Source organism: Moraxella sp. CTOTU48268 (assembly GCF_032069585.1).
Lineage (GTDB): Bacteria > Pseudomonadota > Gammaproteobacteria > Pseudomonadales > Moraxellaceae > Faucicola > Faucicola cinerea.
In genome coordinates this window covers 1-22214 of sequence record NZ_DAMALV010000036.1, presented here as the reverse complement: position 1 = coordinate 22214, position 22214 = coordinate 1, and the positions used below count along the sequence as shown (strand labels likewise).

The following is a 22214-nucleotide window of genomic DNA, read 5'->3' as shown; positions in this document are numbered from 1 at the left end:
CAGATTGATTATCAAGGCTGGGTGATTGCCCGTGGTAACGCCAATGGCGGACGCTATGACGGCAACTTTGGGCAAGCCAATCACGCAGGCTATGCGTTTGTGTTGGCGCTGTGTGGGGTGATTTATCAACTGCAGCAGTCGTTTCAAGAAAAGTTGAATGCGCCGCAGTGGCTGATTGGTCGATACCGACAATATGCGCGGTTTGGCTTGATGGTATTGTTTGTGATATTTACCATCGGGCTTGCCTTGACACAAAGTCGGGCGGGTCTGGTGATGATGTTGGCGGTGATTCCAATTTTCTTTTTGACCCAGCCGATAGCATGGAAAAGCAAATTATCGGCTAGCGTTTTTGGTCTTGTCGTATTTGTGCTGTACTATATGGGCGCAAGCTGGATTAGTAATTATAGCAGTGCCAATCAGCTTGGGGCGGTGAGCCGTATGGCAGGCGGGCAGGGTAACCGCTCGGCGATGAGCGAACGCGCCATGATGATATTTCATGACCATGTGCTCACAGGAGTCGGATGGAACAACTACATGGGTGCAAGCGTTGATTATGCCCAATATTTTAAATGGCCAGAGATTGCCGACCATTCTCACAATTTTGCCACCATGATTTTGGCGGAGCTAGGGGTATTAGGCGCGCTATGCTTTGTGCCGATTGTTTGGCTACTGGTGCGGGCGATTCATCTGCGCCATAGTAGCGAAAGCGCGATTGCACTGGCATTTGTCATCGCCAGTATCTTGTATGCCAGTGTAGAATACCCGTTATGGTATTTTCGTTATCTCGCGGTTTTTGCCTTATTTTTGGCGTTGATTGATCAGCGCAACTGGCAGTTTGTGTGGCAAAGCAAACTAAGAAAAGCCATGTCTGTTGTCATGCTTGGTTTGGCGATGTTATCAGGCTACTATATTTGGCAATATTTTCAGCTCAATTATTTAGATTATAATCGCTTTATCAAGCACACCAATCATCTAAACCAAGACAAAGGAATTGACTATCAAAATGACGTGTTTGGCTTTAGCGCGTATCATGACCGCATCCTTGCCATGCAAGTGCCGATTAATCGCCATCAGGCAAGCGTAAAAGAAGCCATTTTTGAAGAGGTGCTAAATACCGATTCTTCCCAGTATAATATATTAGCCTATGCACAGTTCTTAGCCTATAAAGGTGACCAGCAAGCGGCATTAAAACATATCGAAGCGGCTTGTGTGATGGTCAAAGATTTATCCGATTGTGACAATGTCGAGACCGATTTGGGTAACCTTGCCAAACAAGATCCTGCGACATTTGCAGCCTTATACCGTGAGTTTCAACAATGGCGTGACGCCAACCCTGAAAAAACAGGACTCAAACCATAATGCAGCGGGTAATTTTCTTGGTATGGCAAAATATCGCGTTCCGACTCATTGTGGGATGGTTGGTTGTGGTGGTGTTGCCGGCGTTGCTGATGTGGCGAATGCGCTTTTTGCAGGGTCGCTGGCTGATTACTGAGTTTAACAGTATGGTGTTAGCCACGTTGGGTGTCTTGCTCGTCACCCTCGGTCTGCGCAAACTCACCCAGTTTCCAGGTCAACGCTCCATCAGTTTTGTGTTGCCAACCTTATTGTTGGTGATGATGCTGTTAGGCATGGTGATTATCGTTTTTCGGTTGCCGTATTCGCTATATTATTTTGGCTTATCGGGTGCGATTGGGGCAGTGTTTTTCTTTTTATCGTTTTTACTTGAGCAAAAAGCCCACCAACCTTATATGGCGTATATTCCACTGGGGCATTGTCAAAACTTTGAAGCGATTTTTCAAATCCGTTGGTTACGCCTCGAAAAACCGCACTTGGATGCCATACAATCCAAAAAAGTCCAAGCGATAGTAGCAGACCTGTCATCGCCTGCACTCGATGAAGACTGGCAGCGATTTTTAACCGAGCAAACGTTACAGGGCAGACCGGTGTATAATAATCGCCAGGTGTATGAGTCTTTGACAGGTCGTCTGCCGATTCATCATTTGTATGAAAACGAATTGGGCTCGCTGTTGCCCTCGCAAACCTATTTAAGGTTTAAACAACTGATTGATATCCTAGCGATTTTATTGGTCTCACCCTTTGTATTGCTGATTGCGGTGATAACTGTCATTGCGATACGGTTGGAAAGTCCGGGTAGGGTCATATTTGTCCAAGAGCGGGTCGGGCAAGGCGGAAAACTGTTTAAAATTTATAAATTTCGCAGTATGCGCTTTGACTCAGAAAAAAACGGGGCAAAACTGGCGCAACAAAATGACCCTCGAGTGACTAAAGTCGGCAAGTTTATTCGTAAAACCCGTATCGATGAGTTGCCGCAATTTTTGAATGTGCTCAAAGGCGATATGAGCCTGATTGGACCGAGACCTGAACAGCTAAGTTTTGTCAAAACCTTTGAAAAAACCATCCCTTTTTATAATTATCGACATATCGTCAAACCCGGTATTTCTGGATGGGCGCAGGTCACACAAGGCTATGCCAGTGATACCGATGAGACAGCGCTTAAGGTACAGTACGATTTTTATTATATTAAACATATTTCTTTTGCATTAGATATCTTGATTGTGCTCAAAACCATTCAAACCATGCTGACAGGTTTTGGGGCTAGATAAACTGCGACAAATAACTTTAGCCATAATAGGTAGTGCACTATGTTAACCAATTCAACCATTTTAGTGACAGGCGGGACAGGCTCATTTGGGCATACCTTTGTGCCGATGACGCTTGAAAAATACAATCCCAAAAAATTGATTATCCTCTCGCGTGATGAGATGAAACAGTGGGAAATGGCAAAACTGTACCAAGGCGACCCGCGTGTGCGTTTTTTTATCGGTGATGTGCGTGATAAAGACCGTCTATATCGCGCGCTTGATGGGGTGGATTATGTGGTGCATGCGGCAGCAACCAAAATCGTGCCAACTGCCGAATATAATCCGTTTGAATGTGTCAAAACCAATATCAACGGCGCAATGAATTTGATTGATGCCTGTATTGATAAAGGGGTAAAAAAAGTCGTTGCCTTATCGACTGACAAAGCATCTAGTCCAGTAAATCTATATGGCGCGACCAAATTGGCGTCGGACAAACTGTTTGTCGCAGGCAACGCCTATTCAGGGGAGCATGGCACACGCTTTTCGGTGGTACGTTATGGTAATGTCATGGGGAGTCGTGGCTCGGTGATTCCGTATTTTCTCTCAATTAAAGACAGTGGCGTGCTGACTATCACAGACCCGCGTATGACCCGTTTTATGATTTCGCTTGAGCAAGGCGTGGAGCTGGTTTGGCATGCATTTGAAGACATGGTGGGCGGCGAAATTTATGTCAAAAAAATTCCATCCATGACTATGCCAGATTTGGCAACTGCCGTTTCTGCCACTGCCGAGCAAAAAATCATTGGTATTCGTCCTGGCGAGAAATTGCATGAGCAAATGATTAGTGCCGAAGATTCTTTTCATACCTACGAATATCCTGAGCATTTTAAAATCTTGCCCGCGATTAATGGCTGGGATGAAACGCCTGAGCGTATCAAAGATGGTGTTAAGGTGCCAGAAGGCTTCGTGTACGCCAGTGATAATAACAGTGAATGGATGACAACTGGGCAACTCCAAGAATGGATTGAAACCAACAAAGCAAAAATTGGTAAAATTTAATCGCTAACCCTTGATAACAAACCCACTCAATAACCAACCCCTTTGGGCAAATATTATGGCAAATCAATTTATCCCTTATGGTCGTCAGCATATCACCCAAACTGATATTGATGCGGTAGTTGCCGTGCTACAGTCTGATTTTTTGACCCAAGGTAGTCAAGTACCGGCGTTTGAAGAACGAGTCGCTACCTATACGGGAGCAAAGTTTGGCGTGGCGGTGAATAGTGCGACGTCAGCACTACATATTGCCTGTTTGGCATTGGGTCTGGGTAAAGATGACTGGCTGTGGACGACGCCGATTACCTTTACTGCATCTGCCAACTGTGGATTGTACTGTGGTGCTAACATTGATTTTGTGGATATTGATCCGCTAACACTCAATATGTCTATCACCGCCTTGGAAGAAAAATTACAGCTTGCCGATGCTGAAAACCGCTTGCCAAAAATAGTCATTCCTGTACATTTCACCGGTGAGCCCTGTGATATGGCGGCCATTTATGCGCTATCGCAACAATATGGCTTTAAGGTTATTGAGGACGCCTCCCATGCAATTGGTGGCAAATACCACAAGCAACCAATCGGCAATTGTGAGTTTAGCGACATTACCGTGTTTAGCTTTCACCCTGTCAAAATCATTACCACCGCAGAAGGTGGACTGGCAACAACGAATGACCCGGCATTGGCGGAAAAAATGCAGTTACTCCGTAGTCATGGTATCACCCGTGATGCCAACCTAATGACCCACGAACCTGACGGTGGTTGGTATTATCAGCAAATTGATTTGGGCTTTAACTATCGCATGACCGAGTTGCAAGGGGCATTAGGGGTGAGTCAAATGAACTATTTGGATGACTTTGTCACTCGCCGTCATCAGCTTGCCAAACGTTATGATGAATTATTAACAGATTTGCCGATTATGTTGCCTTATCGCAATCCTGCTAATTATTCGGGGTTTCATTTATATCCTATTCAACTAACAGCAGACAGTGGCAAAACGCGTAAGCAAGTGTTTGACAGTTTGCGGGCGCAAAATATCGGGGTGAATGTGCATTATATTCCTGTGCATACCCAGCCGTATTATGCCAAGTTGGGCTTTAAACAAGGCGATTTTCCGCATGCCGAGCGCTACTATGCACAAGCGATTAGTTTGCCATTGTATTATGACTTAAGCGAAGCATTACAAGACCAAGTGGTGGATGCCTTAAAGATAGCGTTGGCTCAGGCGTTAACCTAAATGAATATCTGTATCATCCCTGCGCGTGGCGGTAGCAAACGCATTCCCCGCAAAAACATCAAAGATTTTTGTGGCAAGCCTATGCTGGCTCGTGCCATTGAAACGGCAAAAAACAGCCAATTGTTTGAGCAGATTATCGTCTCCACTGATGATAGCGCTATTGCCGATATCGCTCAACACCATGGTGCCACTGTCAGCCAAAGACCTGCCGAGCTTGCCGATGATTACGCCACGACCGCTGCGGTGATTCGCCATACGCTGCAGAGCATGCCAAAAGCTAGCCATATCTGCTGTCTATACCCCTGTACGCCTTTTTTAAAACCGCAGTATTTAACCGATAGTTTTGAGCGTTGGCAGTCATCCAACAGTCTGTATTGTTTTCCAGTTTTAGAATTTGAATCCAATGTGTTACGCTCACTGAAGTTAAGCGATACCGGTGAAGTGTTGAGCATGTTTAGCCAACATGAACTCACCAGAACCCAAGATTTGCCGCAGGCGTATTTTGACGCAGGTCAGTTTTATTGGGGCAGTCGTGAAGCATGGCTCGGCGAAGATAAAATCCATAATCATGCGCTAGGCTATGTGTTGCCAAAATACAGTGTGGTCGATATTGATGATGATAACGATTGGCGATTTGCTGAGCGCCTGTACCAAGCGCAATTGGAGCTAGCATGAAGATCGTGGTTCGAGCAGATGCAAGTTTAACGATTGGTAGCGGTCATATCATGCGTTGCCTGACACTCGCTGACGGGTTAAAAAAGCAAAGGCATGACATCTCGTTTATTTGTCGTCATCATGACGGGCATTTGGCGGATTTGATTGCACAAAAAGGTTTTGCTGTGCAGCTGTTAGCCAAAAGTAAGACTGCAGATTTTATCAAACAGCATGCCCATAGCGAATGGCTCGGCGCCAGTGAAAGCGATGATTTTGCCGAGTGTCAACCCATCTTACAAGTGTTAAAGCCAGATTGGCTGATTATCGACCATTACGCGATTGGCGAAAACTGGGAGCAGCAAGCCAAACGACTTTTGCCAAACCTTAAAATTTTAGCCATTGACGATTTAGCCGACCGAACGCACGACTGTGAGATTTTGCTTGACCAAAATTTTGGGCGAAAAAACGAAGATTATCAAGCGCTTGTACCAAGTCATTGCCAGCTATTACTAGGCACGCGTTATACACTATTACGGGATGAGTTTGCCAGCTGGCGAGCGATGAGCCTAAACAGACGTAAAAGCGTACAGCCGCCCAAACATATATTGGTTAATCTTGGCGGTGTCGATAATGATAATGTCACGCTCAAGATTTTGCAAAGTCTTAATACCTTTGTCCAACAATCTACGCAATCATTTAACGTGACTGTCGTCATGGGCAAAACCGCACCGCATATCGAAAGTGTGCAAAGGTTTGCCAAGCGCGCAAGTTTTGCGTGTGCTGTTCTTGTTAATGTGACTAATATGGCGCAACTGATGGCAAATGCTGACCTTGCGATTGGGGCTGCAGGCAGCACCACCTGGGAGCGCTGTTGTTTGGGCTTACCAATGATGCTGATCGTGCTTGCCGATAACCAACAGGTGATTGCCAAAGCGTTGGCAGATAAAAACCTGGTCAAAGTGGTGACTGACATAGGTGCATTGGATGAGCAACTGCCCCGCTTGTTGAGCGAACTGGCCGACAATTATAAAAAATTCAGCCGGCAATCTGCCAAGTTGGTCGATGGGCAAGGGGCGAAACGGGTTGCGCACTGGATTAAATTTGCGCAAAAATTTCAACATTGCCAAGTGCGGCAAGCAACCCAAGCCGATAGCCAGATGATTTGGCAATGGCGTAATCACGTTGACGTGCGCCGGTGGATGTTTGGGCAAGATGAAATTGCCCTCGCTGACCATGAAAAATGGTATGGCAGACAGCTTGACCGTGCCAATGTGCATTTGCTAATTTTTGAAGTCGCTGGTGAGCCCATGGGGTTAGTCAATGTTACCCAAATGACGGTGGATAAATACCAGACGCTGCAGTTGGCGAACACCCATGCGCCAAACCCTAATTCGTCAAATCCTAATTCATCAAGCCCGAATGAAAAAACGGCCAGTTGGGGGTTTTATTTATCACCCAATAGCCCAAAAGGACAGGGGCTTGGCTTTGCATTGGGGGTTTTGGCGATTGCACAGATTTTCAACACCACCGACATTGGCAAAATCACCGCGCAAGTGCTGGCATATAATACCGCGTCACTGGCGTTGCATCGTAAATTGGGATTTAGCGAAACAGGTGTGTTAAAACAGCATTTTGGTGTGGGTGAAAAAGTGTATGATGTGGTTGAGTTTGAATTAAAATCGCAAGATTTTTTATTTTAGGGGTGGGTCTGAGTGGGGTATCTATGAATCAAAATTTCAGCATTAACAATCGCCCAATCGGCATTGACCATGCGCCGTACATCATCGCCGAAATGTCCGCCAACCACAACGGCGACATCAATAACGCTTACCGTATTATTGATATGGCAAAGGCGTGCGGTGCTGATGCGGTCAAAATGCAAACTTATACTGCAGATACCATCACCCTCAACAGCACCGCCGCAGATTTCCAAATTCATGGGGGATTGTGGGACGGGCGTACCTTGTATGACTTGTACCAAGAAGCTTACACGCCGTGGGAGTGGCATAAACCATTGTTTGACCACGCTCATAAAGTCGGCATCACCATATTTAGTTCACCGTTTGACTTTACTGCGGTGGATTTACTCGAGGATTTGAACGCCCCAGCGTACAAAATCGCCTCGTTTGAAGCCATTGATTTACCGCTTATCAAATATGTGGCAAGTACCGGCAAGCCAATGATTATCTCTACAGGGATGGCCGACCAAACCGAAATGGCCGAGGCGGTTGCCGCGGCGCGTGATGGCGGCTGCAAACAGCTTGCGCTATTGCACTGCGTGAGTGGTTATCCAGCCCCCGCACAGGACTATAACCTGCGTACCATTGTCGATATGCAGCGCCGTTTTGGCGTGCCGATTGGCTTATCCGACCATACGCTTGACAACACCACCGCCGTGACAAGCGTGGCATTGGGGGCGTGTATCATTGAAAAACACGTCACCCTAGACCGCAATGGCGGCGGGGCGGATGACAGTTTTTCACTGGAAAAAGATGAACTCACCGCGCTCTGCCGTGACAGCAAAACCGCTTGGCAAGCGTTGGGACAAGTCGATTACGGTCGTAAATCAAGCGAAATCGGCAATGTGCAATTTCGCCGTTCACTGTATTTTGTCAAAGACATGACGGCAGGGGATGTGATTGATGAAAGCTGTATCCGTAGCGTTCGCCCTGGCTTTGGGCTTGCCCCGAAGTTTTATGATGAGTTGATAGGCAAAAAAGTGCTAACGAATATCCAAGCCAATACCGCCACCTCATGGAATGTCCTTGAAAGGTAATGTTAAATAAAATCAAACGTTTAACACAATCCGCCTTACTCAAAGACAGCCTGATTTATGTGGTGGGCGAGATGACCGCCAAAGCCGTGCCGTTTTTGCTATTGCCCTATTTAACACGGGTATTAGGCACAACGGGCTTTGGTGATTTGTCCTATTATTTATCGCTCACGGCATTTATTGTAATCGCCATGAGTCTGTCGCAAAATGGCGCTTTGACCCGTTATTTTTATGTGTATGGCAGGCATGGGCTGGGCAATATTTTATTGGCAGGCGGGCTATATAGCGTGGGCGTGCTATTAATTGGGACGGCGATTAGTTGGCTGTTACATAGCGAATTGCTTTTTTACTGCTTTTTTACTGCCTTTTTGCAAACCTTGATTCAAAACCAACTGGCACTGCGGCAATGCCAAAAACGCCCGTTTAGCTATTTGACCATCCAACTGGGATTAGCCTTGGGCAATTTACTATGGACGCTGCTGATTTTTCAGTTTTTTGCGGGCGATACCACCGATAAAGTTGCCCAGCGCCTTATCGCGATTATCTTGGCGCATGGGTTCACTTTTGTCGCAGCGTTGGCGTGGGCAAAATACCAATTTGCTATCAAATTTCGCTTTACCCCAAAACGGCTTAAACTGGGACTTGGTTATATTTTAACGCTAGGCTTGCCGCTGTTATTACATGGGTTAAGCTATACCATCAAAGGGCAACTTGACCGAGTGTTGATTCACCAGCGGTTTAGCAGTCATGAGTTAGGCGTATATTCGGCAGGGGTGCAAGTCGCTAGTAGCTTGACCATTGTGATTATGGCGGTCAATTCTGCGCTGGTGCCTCACTTATATGAACGGCTAAAATCGCAGCGCATGACAGTGATGCAATTGCATCGACTGTTTTGGCTGAGCTTAATAGTGCCTTTTCTGTTGACTGCCATGGCTTGGGCGATGCCATCGTCATTGATGGCGTGGCTATTAGGGGCAGATTTTGCCCAAAGCCAGTATTATGTGGTGATGTTTGTACTGGCGTTTTCGCTGATAATTCCGTATTTATTGTTGGTGAATTTTTTGTTTTATCATGCCAAAAGCGCGCAAATCTCGCTGTGCTCCGTCATCTCAACGGTGGTATATTTGCTTGCCTTGTGGGTGTTAAGTGGCGTATCCCTAGCGGTGGTGCCGTATGCGACTATTATTAGTGGCGTGGTGATTTTGCCGTTGTTATATTATTATACGCTGCAGGTGGAAAAGGTCAAAAAAACGCCATGAATCTCATTATTTGTATCACCCCCTTGCAAGTGTTGATTGCCAAGCAAATTATTAAGCAACACAGTACCCCCTTTATTGGGCTTTATTTGCCGTATGGCGCCCATTCAAAAAGCGAGCCCAAACACCGCTATTATTTTGAACAACTTGAGCAAGTCTGCGAAAAATCCGCCTTTATCGAACTAAACAATAAAACCTGGGGCGAGCGTTTTGCTACCCTAAACCACATCAAAACCACACTTAACACGCTTGATATTTGGCAAAAACCTATCGAAAACGTCTATCTTGCCAGTATTGACGTGTTGTTTTTGCAATATGTTATTTCTAAAGTAAAATTCCAACAGCTGTATACCTTTGATGATGGCACCGCTAATATTTTCCCCAATTCTAGCTATTTTCAACCGTTACCAAAATCCTTACCATTACAACTGTTTAAACACGCCGTGGGCATTACTTATCCCAGTATCCCTAGTATTTTGGCTATCTCCAAAAAACAGTTCACCATTTTTCCCCAGGAAAAAAATATCATAGCTACTACCGAGCCTGTTTATTTGTTTGATAAAGTAGACAATCAGCCAGATGAGAATTTGCCGGTAAAACGGCTGTTATTGGGGCAAGCACTGGACAATTTTATCGGTGACAATGCTTATGCTGATATTGTAGAAACAATGGTCAAGGCATTTCACCTTGACGCATTTTGTCCGCACCCGCGAGAAAACTTGGATTTTAGCCATCTTTTGCCGGTGATTGATAGCGATAAAATCATTGAAGATTATCTAAGCGAGGCATTGCAACAAAACCCCCAGCAACGCTTTGAAATTTATACCTTTATCAGCACTGCCGTGTTTTCGCTCAAAGAATTTCCCCGTACCCAAGTATTTATGGTGTATACCCAAGCGCTGTGGGATAAATTCCCTGATGCTTATCAGTTTCTTGCCAGTCGTGGTTTTACCCTCATTAATTTAGATGACGCAGATAATCTAAATGGGTTCAAAGGGTAGTCATATGAAAAAACACGCCTTACTTATCCAAGCCCACCAAGATATCAGTTATTTTATTAAGCTGGCGAAAATTCAGCCGAACGTCAATTTTTATGTGCATATGGATGCAAAATCCGATTATTTTCCTGACGCCGAGACTGCACAGCTAGCCAATGTATTTTTGCTCAAAGATAGAATAACGGTGCGTTGGGGTGGGTTTAGCCAAATTGAAGCAACATTAAAATTGTTTGAAACGGCGTTTGCCAATGAGGACAATGCTTATTTTCATCTGTTAAGCGGTGAAGATGTGGTGTTACAACCATTTGAAGTGATAGAAGAACAGTGGCAACAGCGGTTTGATTTTCAGGCGATGATGACCTGCGAGAGGGCACCACAGTATGCCTATCGCTTTATTATGGACAGTCCCCATGCCGACAGCGACTGGCAACGGCAATTGACGGGCAAAATCATCACCAAACTGCAACAAGGCTTGGCAAAAGTAAAACCCTATCACTCACCCATTTATTTTGGCTCACAATGGTTTTCAGTGACGCGTGAAGACTGGGAAAAAATTGTGCCTTTTACCGATGAGTACAGTGATTTTTTCCGTCACAAACTGGTGCCCGATGAGCATTTTTTTCAAACCTTGATTTGTGAAAAGCTGACTCAACAAAACCAAAGTGAGCAAGAGCACAGCCAACAACAACAAAGTCAACAACAAAGTCAAAAAAAATCCGCTAATCAGCTGCGCCTTAGTCACAACAACAAACGGCTCATCGTGTTTGATAAAGCCATCAACAATGGTAATAGCCCGATTTATTTGGATTTATTAAAGCTTGAGCGGGCGAAATTTGATGGCTATTGGTTTGCGCGTAAAGTAAAAAAGGATGTGGCATTGACTTGGCTGGGTGAATTAACATGAAATTTTCTGTATTGATGTCGCTGTATGACAAAGAAAACCCCGAATTTCTAGCCGAATGTTTAGCCAGCTTGGTCAATCAAACACGCCAAGCCGATGAGATTGTGTTGGTGTTTGATGGTCCAATCAATTTGGCATTACAAAAAGTGGTACAAGAGTTTAAGCCGCAACTGCCGTTAACGATTATCGCTTTAGCAAAAAACGTCGGGCTTGGACAGGCTTTGAATGAAGGTCTAAACGCTTGCCAACATGACTGGGTCATTCGTATGGATACTGATGATATCTGTGTGCCTACCCGCTTTGTGCAGCAAATCAACTTTATCCAAAGCCATCCCAACATTGACGTGTTGGGCGGGCAAATCATTGAATTTGAAAAGCAGCTGTCACAGGGGAAAAAATCTCGCACGGTGCCAACCTCACATGAGGCGATTTTTGCCTCCGCCAAGTCGCGCAATCCCATCAACCACATGACGGTTGCCTTCAAAAAATCAGCGGTACAAGCGGTCGGTAGCTATCGCCATGCGCCGCTGTTTGAAGATTATGATTTGTGGGTACGATTATTGGTCGCTGGCTATCAGTTTGCCAATTTGCCAGAGGTGCTGGTGTATGCACGAGCAGGGGATGCGATGTATGAACGGCGCGGGGGCTTGGCGTATGCCCGATACGAGTGGGCAATTCAGCAAAGCTTTTATCAACAAGGGTTTTTGCATATGGCGCAATTGCTTAAAAACCTCGCCATTCGCTTACCTGTGCGATTATTGCCAAATAGTTTACGCAGTTTGGTTTATCAAAAGCTGTTAAGAAAATAACTTAGCGCCGAATGACCTTGCGATTGGGACTTAAGTTTTTTACCATCTTTTCAGACAATGGCAAAACTTCTCCACACATCAGTCCCGCCAACAGCTCACTACAAATCGGCGCATAAGCATAGCCTTTTGACCCCAATGCCGAAAAGCTCCATACGCGGCTGTTGCTTTCATAACCCGCTTGCCACACCTGCCCAACTAGGGGTAGATAATCCACAGTTTGGCTGCGGATACTGGCGCGACCCTGCCAATGGGGTATGTTTTTTTCGACGGTAAATATATCGCTGTTGTTGACCAAATCGGGCACCGCACCCGCCAAATCTGCCACATTCATCTTATGGTCAGCTACTGCTGGCGTGGTATCCAAGGTATCCCTGACAAAACTTGCCCCAAGCATGACATGGCGTTTACTGTTTTCGTTAAAACTGGCGTAATAACTGCCATACTTTAGCGGCAGTTTTGGCAACTGTGCTTTATCATGCTCATCGACAGCAAACCACGTCACTTGCCCACGGCTGTGATTAAAGCGTTTGATGGTGGGTAAAAAATCGCAGGTGTCTAAAGCCATGCACAAAATCACATGGTCAAAAAACTGCTGACGCTCAGTGAATGTTAATAGCACTTGGTCGCTATTTTGCTGAAAATAGGCTTGCTGAAAATAGGTTAATTCCTCGGTTTGAAAGCTAATATTGGGGTGGCATAAAACAGCGTTGGCAAAGTTTGTGGTACTGATTAACCCGGCATTGGGCAAAAATATTGCTTGCCCAACCTCATAACCGACCTTTGCTTTGGCTTGTGCAGCGGTCAATAAACGGGCAAATTGGGGTGGGAAATCTTTGACTTCATCGAGTTGTAAGCGATTGTGTGAGAGTAAATCCAAACAGCCGGTGGTTTGTAGGATGTCAATACCGGTTTGTGCGGTCAAATAAGGGTAAAATCGACAGCTTGCCAAGTATCCAATCGCATGTAGATTGGTTTCAAGGCGTTTTAGGCTAGTAAGTTTTGGTGCAAGAAAACCGCGGATGTTGCCCGATGCGCCTGCCAACGGCTCATCTTTATCAAAAATGGTGACCTTGTGTCCACGGGCGGCTAAGGCATACGCACTGCTTAAACCCGCCACCCCAGCCCCAATCACCGCGACAGACAGCGGTTTTGTAATAGCAGAAAAATTAGGTAGTTCAAAGCCTTTAACGTTATTGGCTTTTCGACGTTGACGACGTCGGTATTCAAAAGATGCAGTAAAGGGTAGGGTGACAAAAAATGGTTTAATTTTTTTGTTATAGCGAAAATAAATCTCGCAAAAATTGGCGGATGTTAACTTAGGTTGAAAGCTTGCGGTGAGCATCTCTCGCTTTTTGCCAAAGCCTTTACGTTTGGCTAAGGTAAAACCGTGATGTTTTAGCCCCTGTTTGACTGCGCTTGCCACGCTAAATGTCGCCAAAGTCGTGTGAGGTTTGGATAATCTTGCAATTTGAGCCAATAAACTCTCTGACCAAAGTTCCTGGTTACAGCTCGGCGCAAACCCATCAAGCAGCCACGCATCGACTTTGCCTTGCCCAGTCACTTGCGACAAACTGTCCGTCGCATCGCCAAGCCATAAATCAATCGTCAATCGTTCATCAAACCAGTTCAAACGATGGCAGCCAGCCAATGGCGGTGGATAGTTGTCAATGAGCTGTTGTGATAACCCAGCAAGCTCTGTCCACACGCTTAAAGCTTGTTCAAGGTCAGTTTTGCGTAGGGGAAATTTTTCAGTGGTAATAATATGTAAATGGCTGTGATTGTCAGGTCTGATTTGTTGCCATAGTTGCCAAATAGCCAAGATATTAAGCCCTGTGCCAAAACCAATTTCACCGATGAAAAATCGTTCAAAGTTCTTCAAATTAGCGAGGCGAGTGGCTAAGTTGTTGCCATCAATAAAAACATGGCGAGATTCTGCCAAGCCGTCTGTTTTGGAAAAATAAACATCACCAAAGTCGCTAGAGCGGGGGACAGTGACGCCGTTATCGTCTAGTTGCCAGTGCAGTTTGGCGGTTTGAATGGTTGATGCTGGGGTATTGTTTTTGCTTGAGCTTGAGACAGGAGGTTGGCTAGATTGTGACATCAGTGACCCATAATAAATAACTAAAAGTTAGTGCTAAGTAAAATATTACTAATACAAGGCTTGAAAACAGCGATTAGGGGGTATAGCATAACTGATTTTTTATCGTTGCAACATGGCATGCAGCTTTTTTTGGGTGTGGTAACAACATGAATCAATCAACTAACGGGCGTTATAACCTAATCACCGCATTGGCAATGATTGTGGGGATTGTGATTGGCTCAGGGATATTTTTTAAGGCAGACAATGTTTTAAAGTATACCGACGGCAATGTGGCGTTGGGCGTGGTGGTTTTTGTATTGGCGGCGGTGGCGATTATTTTCGGTTCGCTATCGATTGCTGAGCTGGCAAAACGTACCGATGCGCACGGCGGCTTGATTGGCTATGCCGATGAATTTGTCAGTCCACATTTTTCTACGATGATTGGCTGGTTTCAATTGTTTTTGTATTACCCGACGCTTGGCGTGGTGGTGACGTGGGTAGTGGGTATTTACACCGCCCTGTTATTTGGGGTAAAAGAGGCATCGCTTGAATTACAAATGGGCATTGGGCTTACGTGGTTTGTCATTTGTTATCTGTTTAATGTGATGGCGGCGGTTTTTGCAGGGCGTTTTCAAGTCTTTGCTACTGTCGTTAAATTAATTCCGTTATTTGTACTAGGGGCGATGGCGTTTGTATATGGCGACCCTATGACTGCGTTAACCCATCCAAGTGAATCCGCGCGTCAAGCGACCCAGTCTTTGGCATGGCTCGGCGCCATCGGTCCGATTGCGTTTTCGTTTGATGGCTGGGTGGTCTCTACCAGTATTTCAGGGGAAATCAAACAGGCCAAACGTAATTTACCGATTGCCTTAGTTGTCGCGCCTATGTTGATTTTATTGGGCTATTTGCTGTATTTTGTTGGACTCACCTCGTATCTAGGCGCTGCACAAGTGATGGCATTGGGTGATGAAAGCGTGTATGTGGTGGCAACCCAGTTATTTGGCGAAACCGCTGCCAAAGCCTTTTTGGTATTTGTGGTGATTTCGGTGATGGGTACGGTGAATGGCTTGGTATTAGGGCTGATTCGTCTGCCGCATTCTTTAGCGCTCAAATCATTGATTCCGTTTAGCGCGCAATTGCGTCACGTCTCGCCCAACTATCAGCTATCGGTTGGTTCAGCGCTGCTAGGTTTTGCCTTATCGATGTTTTGGGCGGCTGTGCATTATGCGGTAATGAAAAGTCAGCTGCTTGGCGATATGGATATTTCAGAAATCGCGATTGTGGTGAGTTACTTACTGTATTTGGTATTTTACTTTGCGGTGTTTCGATTATGGCAACAAGGTCATATCAAAAGTATGTTATTGGGTGTGATATCGCCGATTTTGGCGGCATTGGGCTCATTGATGGTAGTGTTCGGCGGTATGCAAAATCCGCTGTTTTTACCTGTCTGCTTACCGATTTGTGCGCTTGTGCTGCTGCTTGCCTACTTTTACAGTCGCTATCTACACAGTCGATAAGTACCTTATGTCAAGTGCCTTATATCAAGTGCCTTATATCAAGGGCATTGCGTCAATTTTTTGGATAACGCTAAAAACTGCGCCACGCCTTGTCCGACGGCGCGTCCTGTGGCAAAACAAGCCGTTAGTAGATAGCCACCCGTTGGCGCATCCCAATCAAGCATCTCGCCACAGCAAAACACATAAGGATTGGATTTTAGCGCAAAATCCTCGGTTAATGCTGTACGTTTTACTCCGCCGCCACAGCTAATCGCTTCTTCAATCGGTCGAAAGTTATCGAATTCGACCGTTAACTGTTTGATTGCCTTTGTCATTTTATCGGCATCATGCCAGTGCGTTTTTGCGACGATTTCTCTGAGTAAGGCGATTTTGACCGGATCAAGTCCTGCCTTTCGCCAAAGGTTAGCTAGCGATTGTTTTTTGGGATTTTTTAAATTACTCAATAATTTTTCGTCAGACACATCAGGTAGCAAATCAAGTTGTAGTGATACCTTGCCCGTTTGATTTAATTGCTCACGCATGGCACGATTGAGCCGATATATCAGCCCGCTTTCCATGCCATAATGGGTGAAGATAATGTCGCCAAAACCCTGCTCAATTTTGCCATTGGGCAATGTCACCTGAGCTTTCACCCGTTTTAACGCTTTGCCAAAATCGCGGTGCAAATGCGCCGACCAAGGATGTGATAGTGGGCGACAGATACCGACATTGCTGGCATAAAACGGCGTCAATTCTGTATCGCTGAGCCATGCCTGCCATTTGCCATCACTACCGAGCCGCGACCATGACATCGCGCCCGTTGCCAACACAATCGCATCAAAGCTTTGGGTAAAAGTCAGGTTACCGCTTTCACGCGCTACCGAAAAAGTCGCTTGCTTGCCCTCAATGTTGTCACAGCTATGCCGATAAAAAAACGTTACGCCGTCCTGCTGCAGCGCTTGCAACCACGCCCGCAGCAGGGGTGAGGCTTTCATCATGGTAGGAAAGATGCGACCTGTCGAGCCAACAAAAGATTCAATCCCTAAGCGGTTCATAAAATTACGGATATGCATCGCATTAAAATCTTGAATATGCGGTGTTAGCCAATCGTCGGGCTGATAGCGCGTGACAAAGGTATCAACGGGCTCAGCGTGCGAGATATTGAGTCCAGATTTACCGGCCATCAATAGTTTGCGGGCAGGGGATGGTTTTTGTTCAAATACTTGGATTGTAACATCAAACTGGCGCAGATAATCTGCCGCCATCAGGCCAGCAGGACCTGCGCCGATGATGGCGACGATGGGCTTTTTTGGCAAGTCGGCTTGGTTATTTGGCATGATGGCAAATCAATGTTAGGCTTATATTATAATTATAATAGTAGGCTTATAAAGTCGATTACCAACGACCTTTACGCCCTGCAACCAGCCAGCCCAGTGCGATGCCCAGTATTCCACTCAATAATGCAGTGACCGCACCATAGATAAAAATCTGTCCACTGCGCTCATTGACAAGCACTTTGACCTGCGTATTTAAACTATCAACTTGGTTTTGTAATTCAGCATTTTTTGCCAATAGTTGTTGGTTGGCTTTGGACAACTGGCTGTCAGTGGGCTGGTTGAGCTGGGCAAGGGTAGGTTGTTTGGGATTTTGCATCGGTGAGGTGCTACTGGCAACGCTTGAGGCAATTTCTGGCTGTTTGGCGAGCGGTTGTCCTGTTTTTGGGTCAGTGACGACAACTTGCGGTGCTGCATAGGTCAGGCTTGTCACCTGTAATACCGTCAATAACACTGCGCCGCTTGCCAAAGAGCCCACCAATTTTTTCATGCTTGTCACCTATCACCACCCAGACTTTGCCAATTATGTACTGCAAACAACTGTTAAACCCAACATTAACTCGCTGATTTAGGAAAAACTTGGATAAAAGGTTTGATATCCACATGACTATACACACCATTTAATAAGTAAGGTTCTTCACTTGCCCAAGCTTGCACGGCTTCATCGGTGTCAAAATCCACGACCAATACACTGCCACTCATCTCAGGCTCTCCATGCGCAATTGGCGTAGGGCCTGCGATGATTAGACGGCGCTGTTCATCTAACTGCGTAAGACGCTCAAGATGAGCAGGGCGAAACTGTTTGCGTAGCTCAAGGCTATCAGGGACGTCATGACCGATAATAATATAAAGTGCCATCCATATTCTCCTTTAGTTTTTTCCTTTATCATTGATTTGTTGCTGTATATCTGGATTTAGATGGTTTTTTAAGAACACAAATTGCCCGATTAAAAACACGAGCATCACCGGTATCCATCCCCAGCTTTTAAAATTAATCCAGGTGTCGTTGTTGGTAAAAAATGCAAAATAATATTGCAAACCTGCCATCAGCAAGAAATACCCTGCCCAAGCGAGGGTGAGTTTATTCCAGCCCGATTGCGTCAATCGAAACACATTTTTCATTGCCAGTTCTAATAGCGGTTTACCTATCGCGACACTGATAATGAGGGCAACCGCAAACACGCTATTGATGACAGTTGATTTCCATTTTAAAAATGCTTCGTCATGGAAAATTAAGCTTAACCCACAAAATCCCACCGTTAAAATCAGCGTCACCCACTGCTGTTTGTTGAGCTTGCCTTTTTGCCTGGCAAAATGCACGACATATACAACCAGTGTCGTAATCAATAACGCCGCCGCACCTGCCAATACCCCTTGCTGTTTGGAAAAGTAAAAAAATGCCAGTAAAGGTAGCAAATCCAATAAACCGCTCATAGTCATCTCTAACAAAAATCGCTTGTAAAAATCTTAGCCGCTAGTTTACACGGATATGCTAAAATCGAAAAGTAACTTTGCGATTTTCCTTGCTTCATCCACCACGTGCACTTGTGAGCGAGCCAGCGCAGAGTTAACCCCTCTTTGTCTTAACCCCTTATTGTCCTATTGTTGGCAACCAGCTTTTGTAATTAAGGCGTATTTGTGAATTCTTTAAACCTCGATATTTTGTCTAGCAGTCCTATTTATACCCAACTTCCGATTGATATGCACTGCCACAGTACCCGCTCAGATGGTACTTTTAGCCCAAGCGAAGTGGTGCAAAAAGCGCATGAAAAAGGGGTGAAAGTATTATCCTTAAGCGACCATGATACGGTACTTGGTATCCTTGAGGCGCGCCAAACCGCTGATAGTCTTGGTATGACGCTGATTCACGGTGTTGAAATCAGCTGTCGTCATCGTGTCATGGGCGGCTACTCCAAAAAACCTGCCCAAAATGAAAAAGTGATTCATGTATTGGGGTACGGCTTTAGTGATATCGAAACAATGCATAGTAAATTGGCTGCCATCCAAGCCAATCGAGAAACGCGTGGCTATGCGATGTGCGAGCGTGTGGCAAGTACCTTTAAACGCCCGATGGATGAGATTTGGCAGGCGGTGTTAGTGCAAGCCAAAGGTAATCCGCAAGCGGTCGGTCGTACCCATATCGCTAAAGTGATGGCGGATCAAGGCTTGGTGAGTGATGTGCAAAAAGCCTTTACCGGCTATTTGGCTGACCATAAACCTTGCTATGTGGCACTCGATGGCTTATCGCTTAAAGATTGCATCAATTTGATTCATGAGTGTGGTGGCAAAGCGTCTTTGGCTCATGCGACCCGTTATAATTTAACCGCCAACAAAGTGCGTAAACTGATTGCGGATTTTGCCAGTAGCGGTGGCGATGCGGTGGAATTGCCTGCCAGTAATGAACCAACTTCCACACGCCACATGGTGGATAGAGTGATTAAAGAGCATGAGTTAAAGGTGTCTATCGGTAGTGATTTTCATGGCACGACCATGCCGTGGCGGGTGCTTGGCGGCGTGCCAAAACTCCATGAAGGGCAAGTGGGGATTTGGGAAAGTTGCTAAAAATTTACCCTCAGTTACCATTTTTTTAACCCACGAGCAGGCTTTTTTGGCATTTTTACTGATGAGCATATTTATGAAAGGCACAAGGACGCCAAGTGCCTACTATTAGTTAGTTTGTCACTTTGGTTGTTTATCAAACGCGGTCAGTGGCTTAAACTCAATCGACTTCGCCATCGGCAATTCCTCAATAGCACGCAGTCGCCAGCTATTGGCTGGGTCATGCACCACAATATAGTATTTGCCTTTAGACGGGTCTAGCTGTACATTGCCCGCATAACTGCCATCACTTAAGCGTTTGACGATAATGTCACGGTCTTTTTGCTTTTGGGTAGCATGGGAGATCTCCACTGCCAATTGCTCAGGTGCCTTAAACTTGTCACTGACGGGCGCCTCAAGTTTAAAATTCACTGCTTGATGGCTAATCATCATTTGACCGGTTAGCCCCAAATCATGCGCCAGTTTATCTTTGGACACATCCGCATATAAGGTCTTACCATCCATGTACCAGTCATCACGCACAGTAGAGTCTTGGATTCTCACCGAGTAAAACACGAACCAGATACAGGCGACTACCACAAATAGCGGCAGACCAATAACAAAAATCCAAACCATATAATTTTTATACCAAAGTTTGGATATCGACTGATTAGAAGTTGATGAAGCAGGAGAATTTGTCGGTGTTGCCATAGACCACTCAGCAGATAACAATCAAAAAGCTAGTATAGCAGAAAAACCCGTACCCAATAACGTGCGCCAATAATTCGGCACAAAAAAAGCCAATTATCAAAATCAGCTTTTTTAGGCAATCAAACTTATTTATCGGTGGTAAACACGTTATCTTTTACCGCTTTATATTTACCGCCATCATCCACGCTCACCACTTGCATTTGGATAGGGATATTGCTTTGGGTAATCACTTTTGGATCGCCTAGCACACTGACAGGGAAGTCATAACTTTCGCCTGCTTCTAATGGAATGGTTTTAAAGCGGCTATCAAGTTTTAAGCCGGGTTGTGGTGTCAAGGTCACCGCATAATCATGGTCTTGCTGGGTTTTGTTGGTGATTTTGATGATATAGTTATTTTCTACCAAACCTTGCGCATTGATTGACGACAACTGATTACGGTCACGGCGAATATCAATCTGTAGCGGTACACGGCTGGTTAAAAAATAAACCCCCGTCCCAATCAACAACGTAATCACCGCCAAATAAGCAAAAAACCGGGGACGCAAAATTTTACTTGGCTCATTCTCTACCAATTGGCGTTCAGTACTATACCGAATCAAACCGCGTGGTTTATTGACTTTATCCATGATGTCATTACACGCATCGATACAGGCCGCGCACTGGATACATTCAACTTGCAAACCATCACGAATATCGATACCCGTCGGACACACTTGCACACACATCAGACAGTTGATACAGTCACCTAAGTTCTCATCCTCACCGCCTCTTTTACGCGCGCCACGTGGCTCACCACGTTTATAGTCGTAAGTTACAATTAACGTATCTTTATCGAACATCACGCTTTGGAAGCGACCATAGGGGCAAATATGGGTACAAAAATGCTCACGCATATAGCCTGCATTGGCAAACGTCGCAAAGGTAAAAATAAGTACCGAAACCCAAGTTAGTGGCGTCCAATCTGGCACAGGAATAACGCCAAACCATTGCCAACTATGATAAAGATAATCAGTCCCAACGGCATAACTACTAAACGTCAATGCAGTCACCAACGCCATGATAAACCAAATCAGATACACCAAGCCGCGTTTCATGATTTTTTCGCCATTCCAAGGCGCTTTATCTAACTTAAACTGCTTATTACGATCACCTATGATAAGCTTCTCAGTATATTGGTACATATGCGTCCAAATCGTCTGTGGACATGCATAACCACACCACACACGACCGGCATAAACGGTTACCATAAACAATAAAAAGGCCGCAACCATAAAGAAAAACGCAAAAATAAAAACGTCTTGGGGTAAAAAAGTTAGCCCAAATAGCACAATCTTAGAACCCGAGAAATCGAACCATATTGCTTGGTGTCCGCCATAGCGAATCCATGGCAACACCAAAAACAACAACAATAAAAAATACATACTGACAACACGGATGTTTTGATAAAAACCCGTCACAAAACGGGGGTGTACGCGTTTTTTAGTGGCATCTACTTGGTGGACAGGGAGTCTAAAATCATTACCAGCAGGGGAAGGAGGTTGTACAGACATTGTTTGCCCTCACATATTTTCTGACATGAATATAAAAAAATGAAAGACGACAACCGCAAAACCACCGAACATCGCCTAACGAAAAATTGCTTAAACAATATATTCAATTATATATCAAATGGCAGTAAATACCCACAAAATAAAGGGAGCTATCAACAACTGCAAAATAAATCAAAAAACTTTTGACAACGGTATTGACAGGTAAAAAGAAAAGCGTA

The 22214-nt window shown here is 45.2% G+C and carries 20 protein-coding genes; 13 read left to right on the top strand and 7 right to left on the bottom strand.

Going from position 1 to position 22214, the window contains the following annotated elements:
• The 11 genes from RT143_RS10295 to RT143_RS10245 form a co-directional block, all read left to right on the top strand.
• The coding region (locus RT143_RS10295; protein WP_313092886.1) for a PglL family O-oligosaccharyltransferase at positions 1-1359 on the top strand (1359 nt) is incomplete at its 5' end.
• A complete protein-coding gene (locus RT143_RS10290; RefSeq protein WP_313092884.1) occupies positions 1359-2624 on the top strand; it encodes an exopolysaccharide biosynthesis polyprenyl glycosylphosphotransferase in 1266 nt (421 codons plus the stop codon). The genes RT143_RS10295 and RT143_RS10290, both read left to right, overlap by 1 nt.
• 39 nt (positions 2625-2663) lie before the next feature.
• Positions 2664-3662, top strand: a complete 999-nt coding sequence (gene pseB, locus RT143_RS10285) for a UDP-N-acetylglucosamine 4,6-dehydratase (inverting) (RefSeq protein ID WP_313078617.1) — start codon at positions 2664-2666, stop codon at positions 3660-3662.
• A 55-nt stretch (positions 3663-3717) separates the two neighbouring features.
• Positions 3718-4896, top strand: a complete 1179-nt coding sequence (gene pseC, locus RT143_RS10280) for a UDP-4-amino-4,6-dideoxy-N-acetyl-beta-L-altrosamine transaminase (RefSeq protein ID WP_313092882.1) — start codon at positions 3718-3720, stop codon at positions 4894-4896.
• Positions 4897-5571 (top strand): pseudaminic acid cytidylyltransferase, encoded by a 675-nt coding sequence (pseF, locus tag RT143_RS10275; protein ID WP_313092881.1) that lies wholly within the window; start codon positions 4897-4899, stop codon positions 5569-5571.
• Positions 5568-7250 carry a UDP-2,4-diacetamido-2,4,6-trideoxy-beta-L-altropyranose hydrolase gene (gene pseG / locus RT143_RS10270; RefSeq protein ID WP_313092880.1) on the top strand — a complete coding sequence of 561 codons (1683 nt, stop codon included), beginning with the start codon at positions 5568-5570 and terminating at the stop codon, positions 7248-7250. Before pseF ends, pseG begins: the two co-directional genes overlap by 4 nt.
• 23 nt (positions 7251-7273) lie before the next feature.
• A complete protein-coding gene (gene pseI / locus RT143_RS10265) occupies positions 7274-8326 on the top strand; it encodes a pseudaminic acid synthase (RefSeq protein ID WP_313092879.1) in 1053 nt (350 codons plus the stop codon).
• Positions 8326-9582 (top strand): oligosaccharide flippase family protein, encoded by a 1257-nt coding sequence (locus RT143_RS10260; protein ID WP_313092878.1) that lies wholly within the window; start codon positions 8326-8328, stop codon positions 9580-9582. Before pseI ends, RT143_RS10260 begins: the two co-directional genes overlap by 1 nt.
• Positions 9579-10580 (top strand): glycosyltransferase family 52, encoded by a 1002-nt coding sequence (locus RT143_RS10255; RefSeq protein ID WP_313092877.1) that lies wholly within the window; start codon positions 9579-9581, stop codon positions 10578-10580. The genes RT143_RS10260 and RT143_RS10255 overlap by 4 nt, the downstream gene beginning before the upstream one ends.
• Positions 10581-10584: 4 nt before the next feature.
• Positions 10585-11481, top strand: coding sequence for a beta-1,6-N-acetylglucosaminyltransferase (locus RT143_RS10250; protein ID WP_313092876.1), 897 nt, complete (start codon positions 10585-10587; stop codon positions 11479-11481).
• Complete coding sequence (locus tag RT143_RS10245) at positions 11478-12287, top strand: glycosyltransferase family 2 protein (RefSeq protein ID WP_313092875.1); 810 nt, start codon at positions 11478-11480, stop codon at positions 12285-12287. Before RT143_RS10250 ends, RT143_RS10245 begins: the two co-directional genes overlap by 4 nt.
• Before the next feature lies 1 nt (position 12288).
• On the opposite strand, the gene mnmC1 is transcribed toward RT143_RS10245, so the two are convergent.
• The gene (mnmC1, locus tag RT143_RS10240) at positions 12289-14388 is read right to left on the bottom strand and encodes an FAD-dependent 5-carboxymethylaminomethyl-2-thiouridine(34) oxidoreductase MnmC1 (RefSeq protein ID WP_313092874.1); all 2100 of its coding nucleotides are present in this window, start codon (positions 14386-14388) and stop codon (positions 12289-12291) included.
• A 146-nt stretch (positions 14389-14534) separates the two neighbouring features.
• On the opposite strand from mnmC1, the gene RT143_RS10235 reads away from it, so the two are divergent.
• Complete coding sequence (locus RT143_RS10235) at positions 14535-15884, top strand: APC family permease (protein WP_313092873.1); 1350 nt, start codon at positions 14535-14537, stop codon at positions 15882-15884.
• Between the two features lie 38 nt (positions 15885-15922).
• Here RT143_RS10235 and RT143_RS10230 read toward each other — a convergent pair whose 3' ends face one another.
• The 4 genes from RT143_RS10230 to RT143_RS10215 form a co-directional block, all read right to left on the bottom strand.
• On the bottom strand, positions 15923-17200 hold the full coding sequence (locus RT143_RS10230) for a TIGR03862 family flavoprotein (protein ID WP_409519713.1): 1278 nt from the start codon (positions 17198-17200) through the stop codon (positions 15923-15925).
• A 58-nt stretch (positions 17201-17258) separates the two neighbouring features.
• Entirely contained in the window at positions 17259-17687 is a 429-nt protein-coding gene (locus RT143_RS10225; RefSeq protein WP_313092872.1) for an SH3 domain-containing protein, read from the bottom strand.
• 65 nt (positions 17688-17752) lie between these two features.
• Complete coding sequence (locus RT143_RS10220; protein ID WP_313092871.1) at positions 17753-18055, bottom strand: YciI family protein; 303 nt, start codon at positions 18053-18055, stop codon at positions 17753-17755.
• 12 nt (positions 18056-18067) lie between these two features.
• Positions 18068-18631 (bottom strand): inner membrane-spanning protein YciB, encoded by a 564-nt coding sequence (locus tag RT143_RS10215; RefSeq protein WP_076777102.1) that lies wholly within the window; start codon positions 18629-18631, stop codon positions 18068-18070.
• Between the two features lie 204 nt (positions 18632-18835).
• Here RT143_RS10215 and RT143_RS10210 point away from each other — a divergent pair, with 204 nt between their 5' ends.
• A complete protein-coding gene (locus RT143_RS10210) occupies positions 18836-19759 on the top strand; it encodes a PHP domain-containing protein (protein ID WP_313092870.1) in 924 nt (307 codons plus the stop codon).
• A gap of 117 nt (positions 19760-19876) precedes the next feature.
• Here the strand turns inward: RT143_RS10210 and RT143_RS10205 are convergent, their stop codons facing one another.
• Positions 19877-20446: a FixH family protein gene (locus RT143_RS10205; RefSeq protein ID WP_313092869.1), complete on the bottom strand. Its 570-nt coding sequence runs from the start codon at positions 20444-20446 to the stop codon at positions 19877-19879.
• Positions 20447-20571: 125 nt separating this feature from the next.
• Positions 20572-21996: a cytochrome c oxidase accessory protein CcoG gene (ccoG, locus tag RT143_RS10200; RefSeq protein ID WP_313092867.1), complete on the bottom strand. Its 1425-nt coding sequence runs from the start codon at positions 21994-21996 to the stop codon at positions 20572-20574.
• Positions 21997-22214 lie beyond the last annotated feature (218 nt).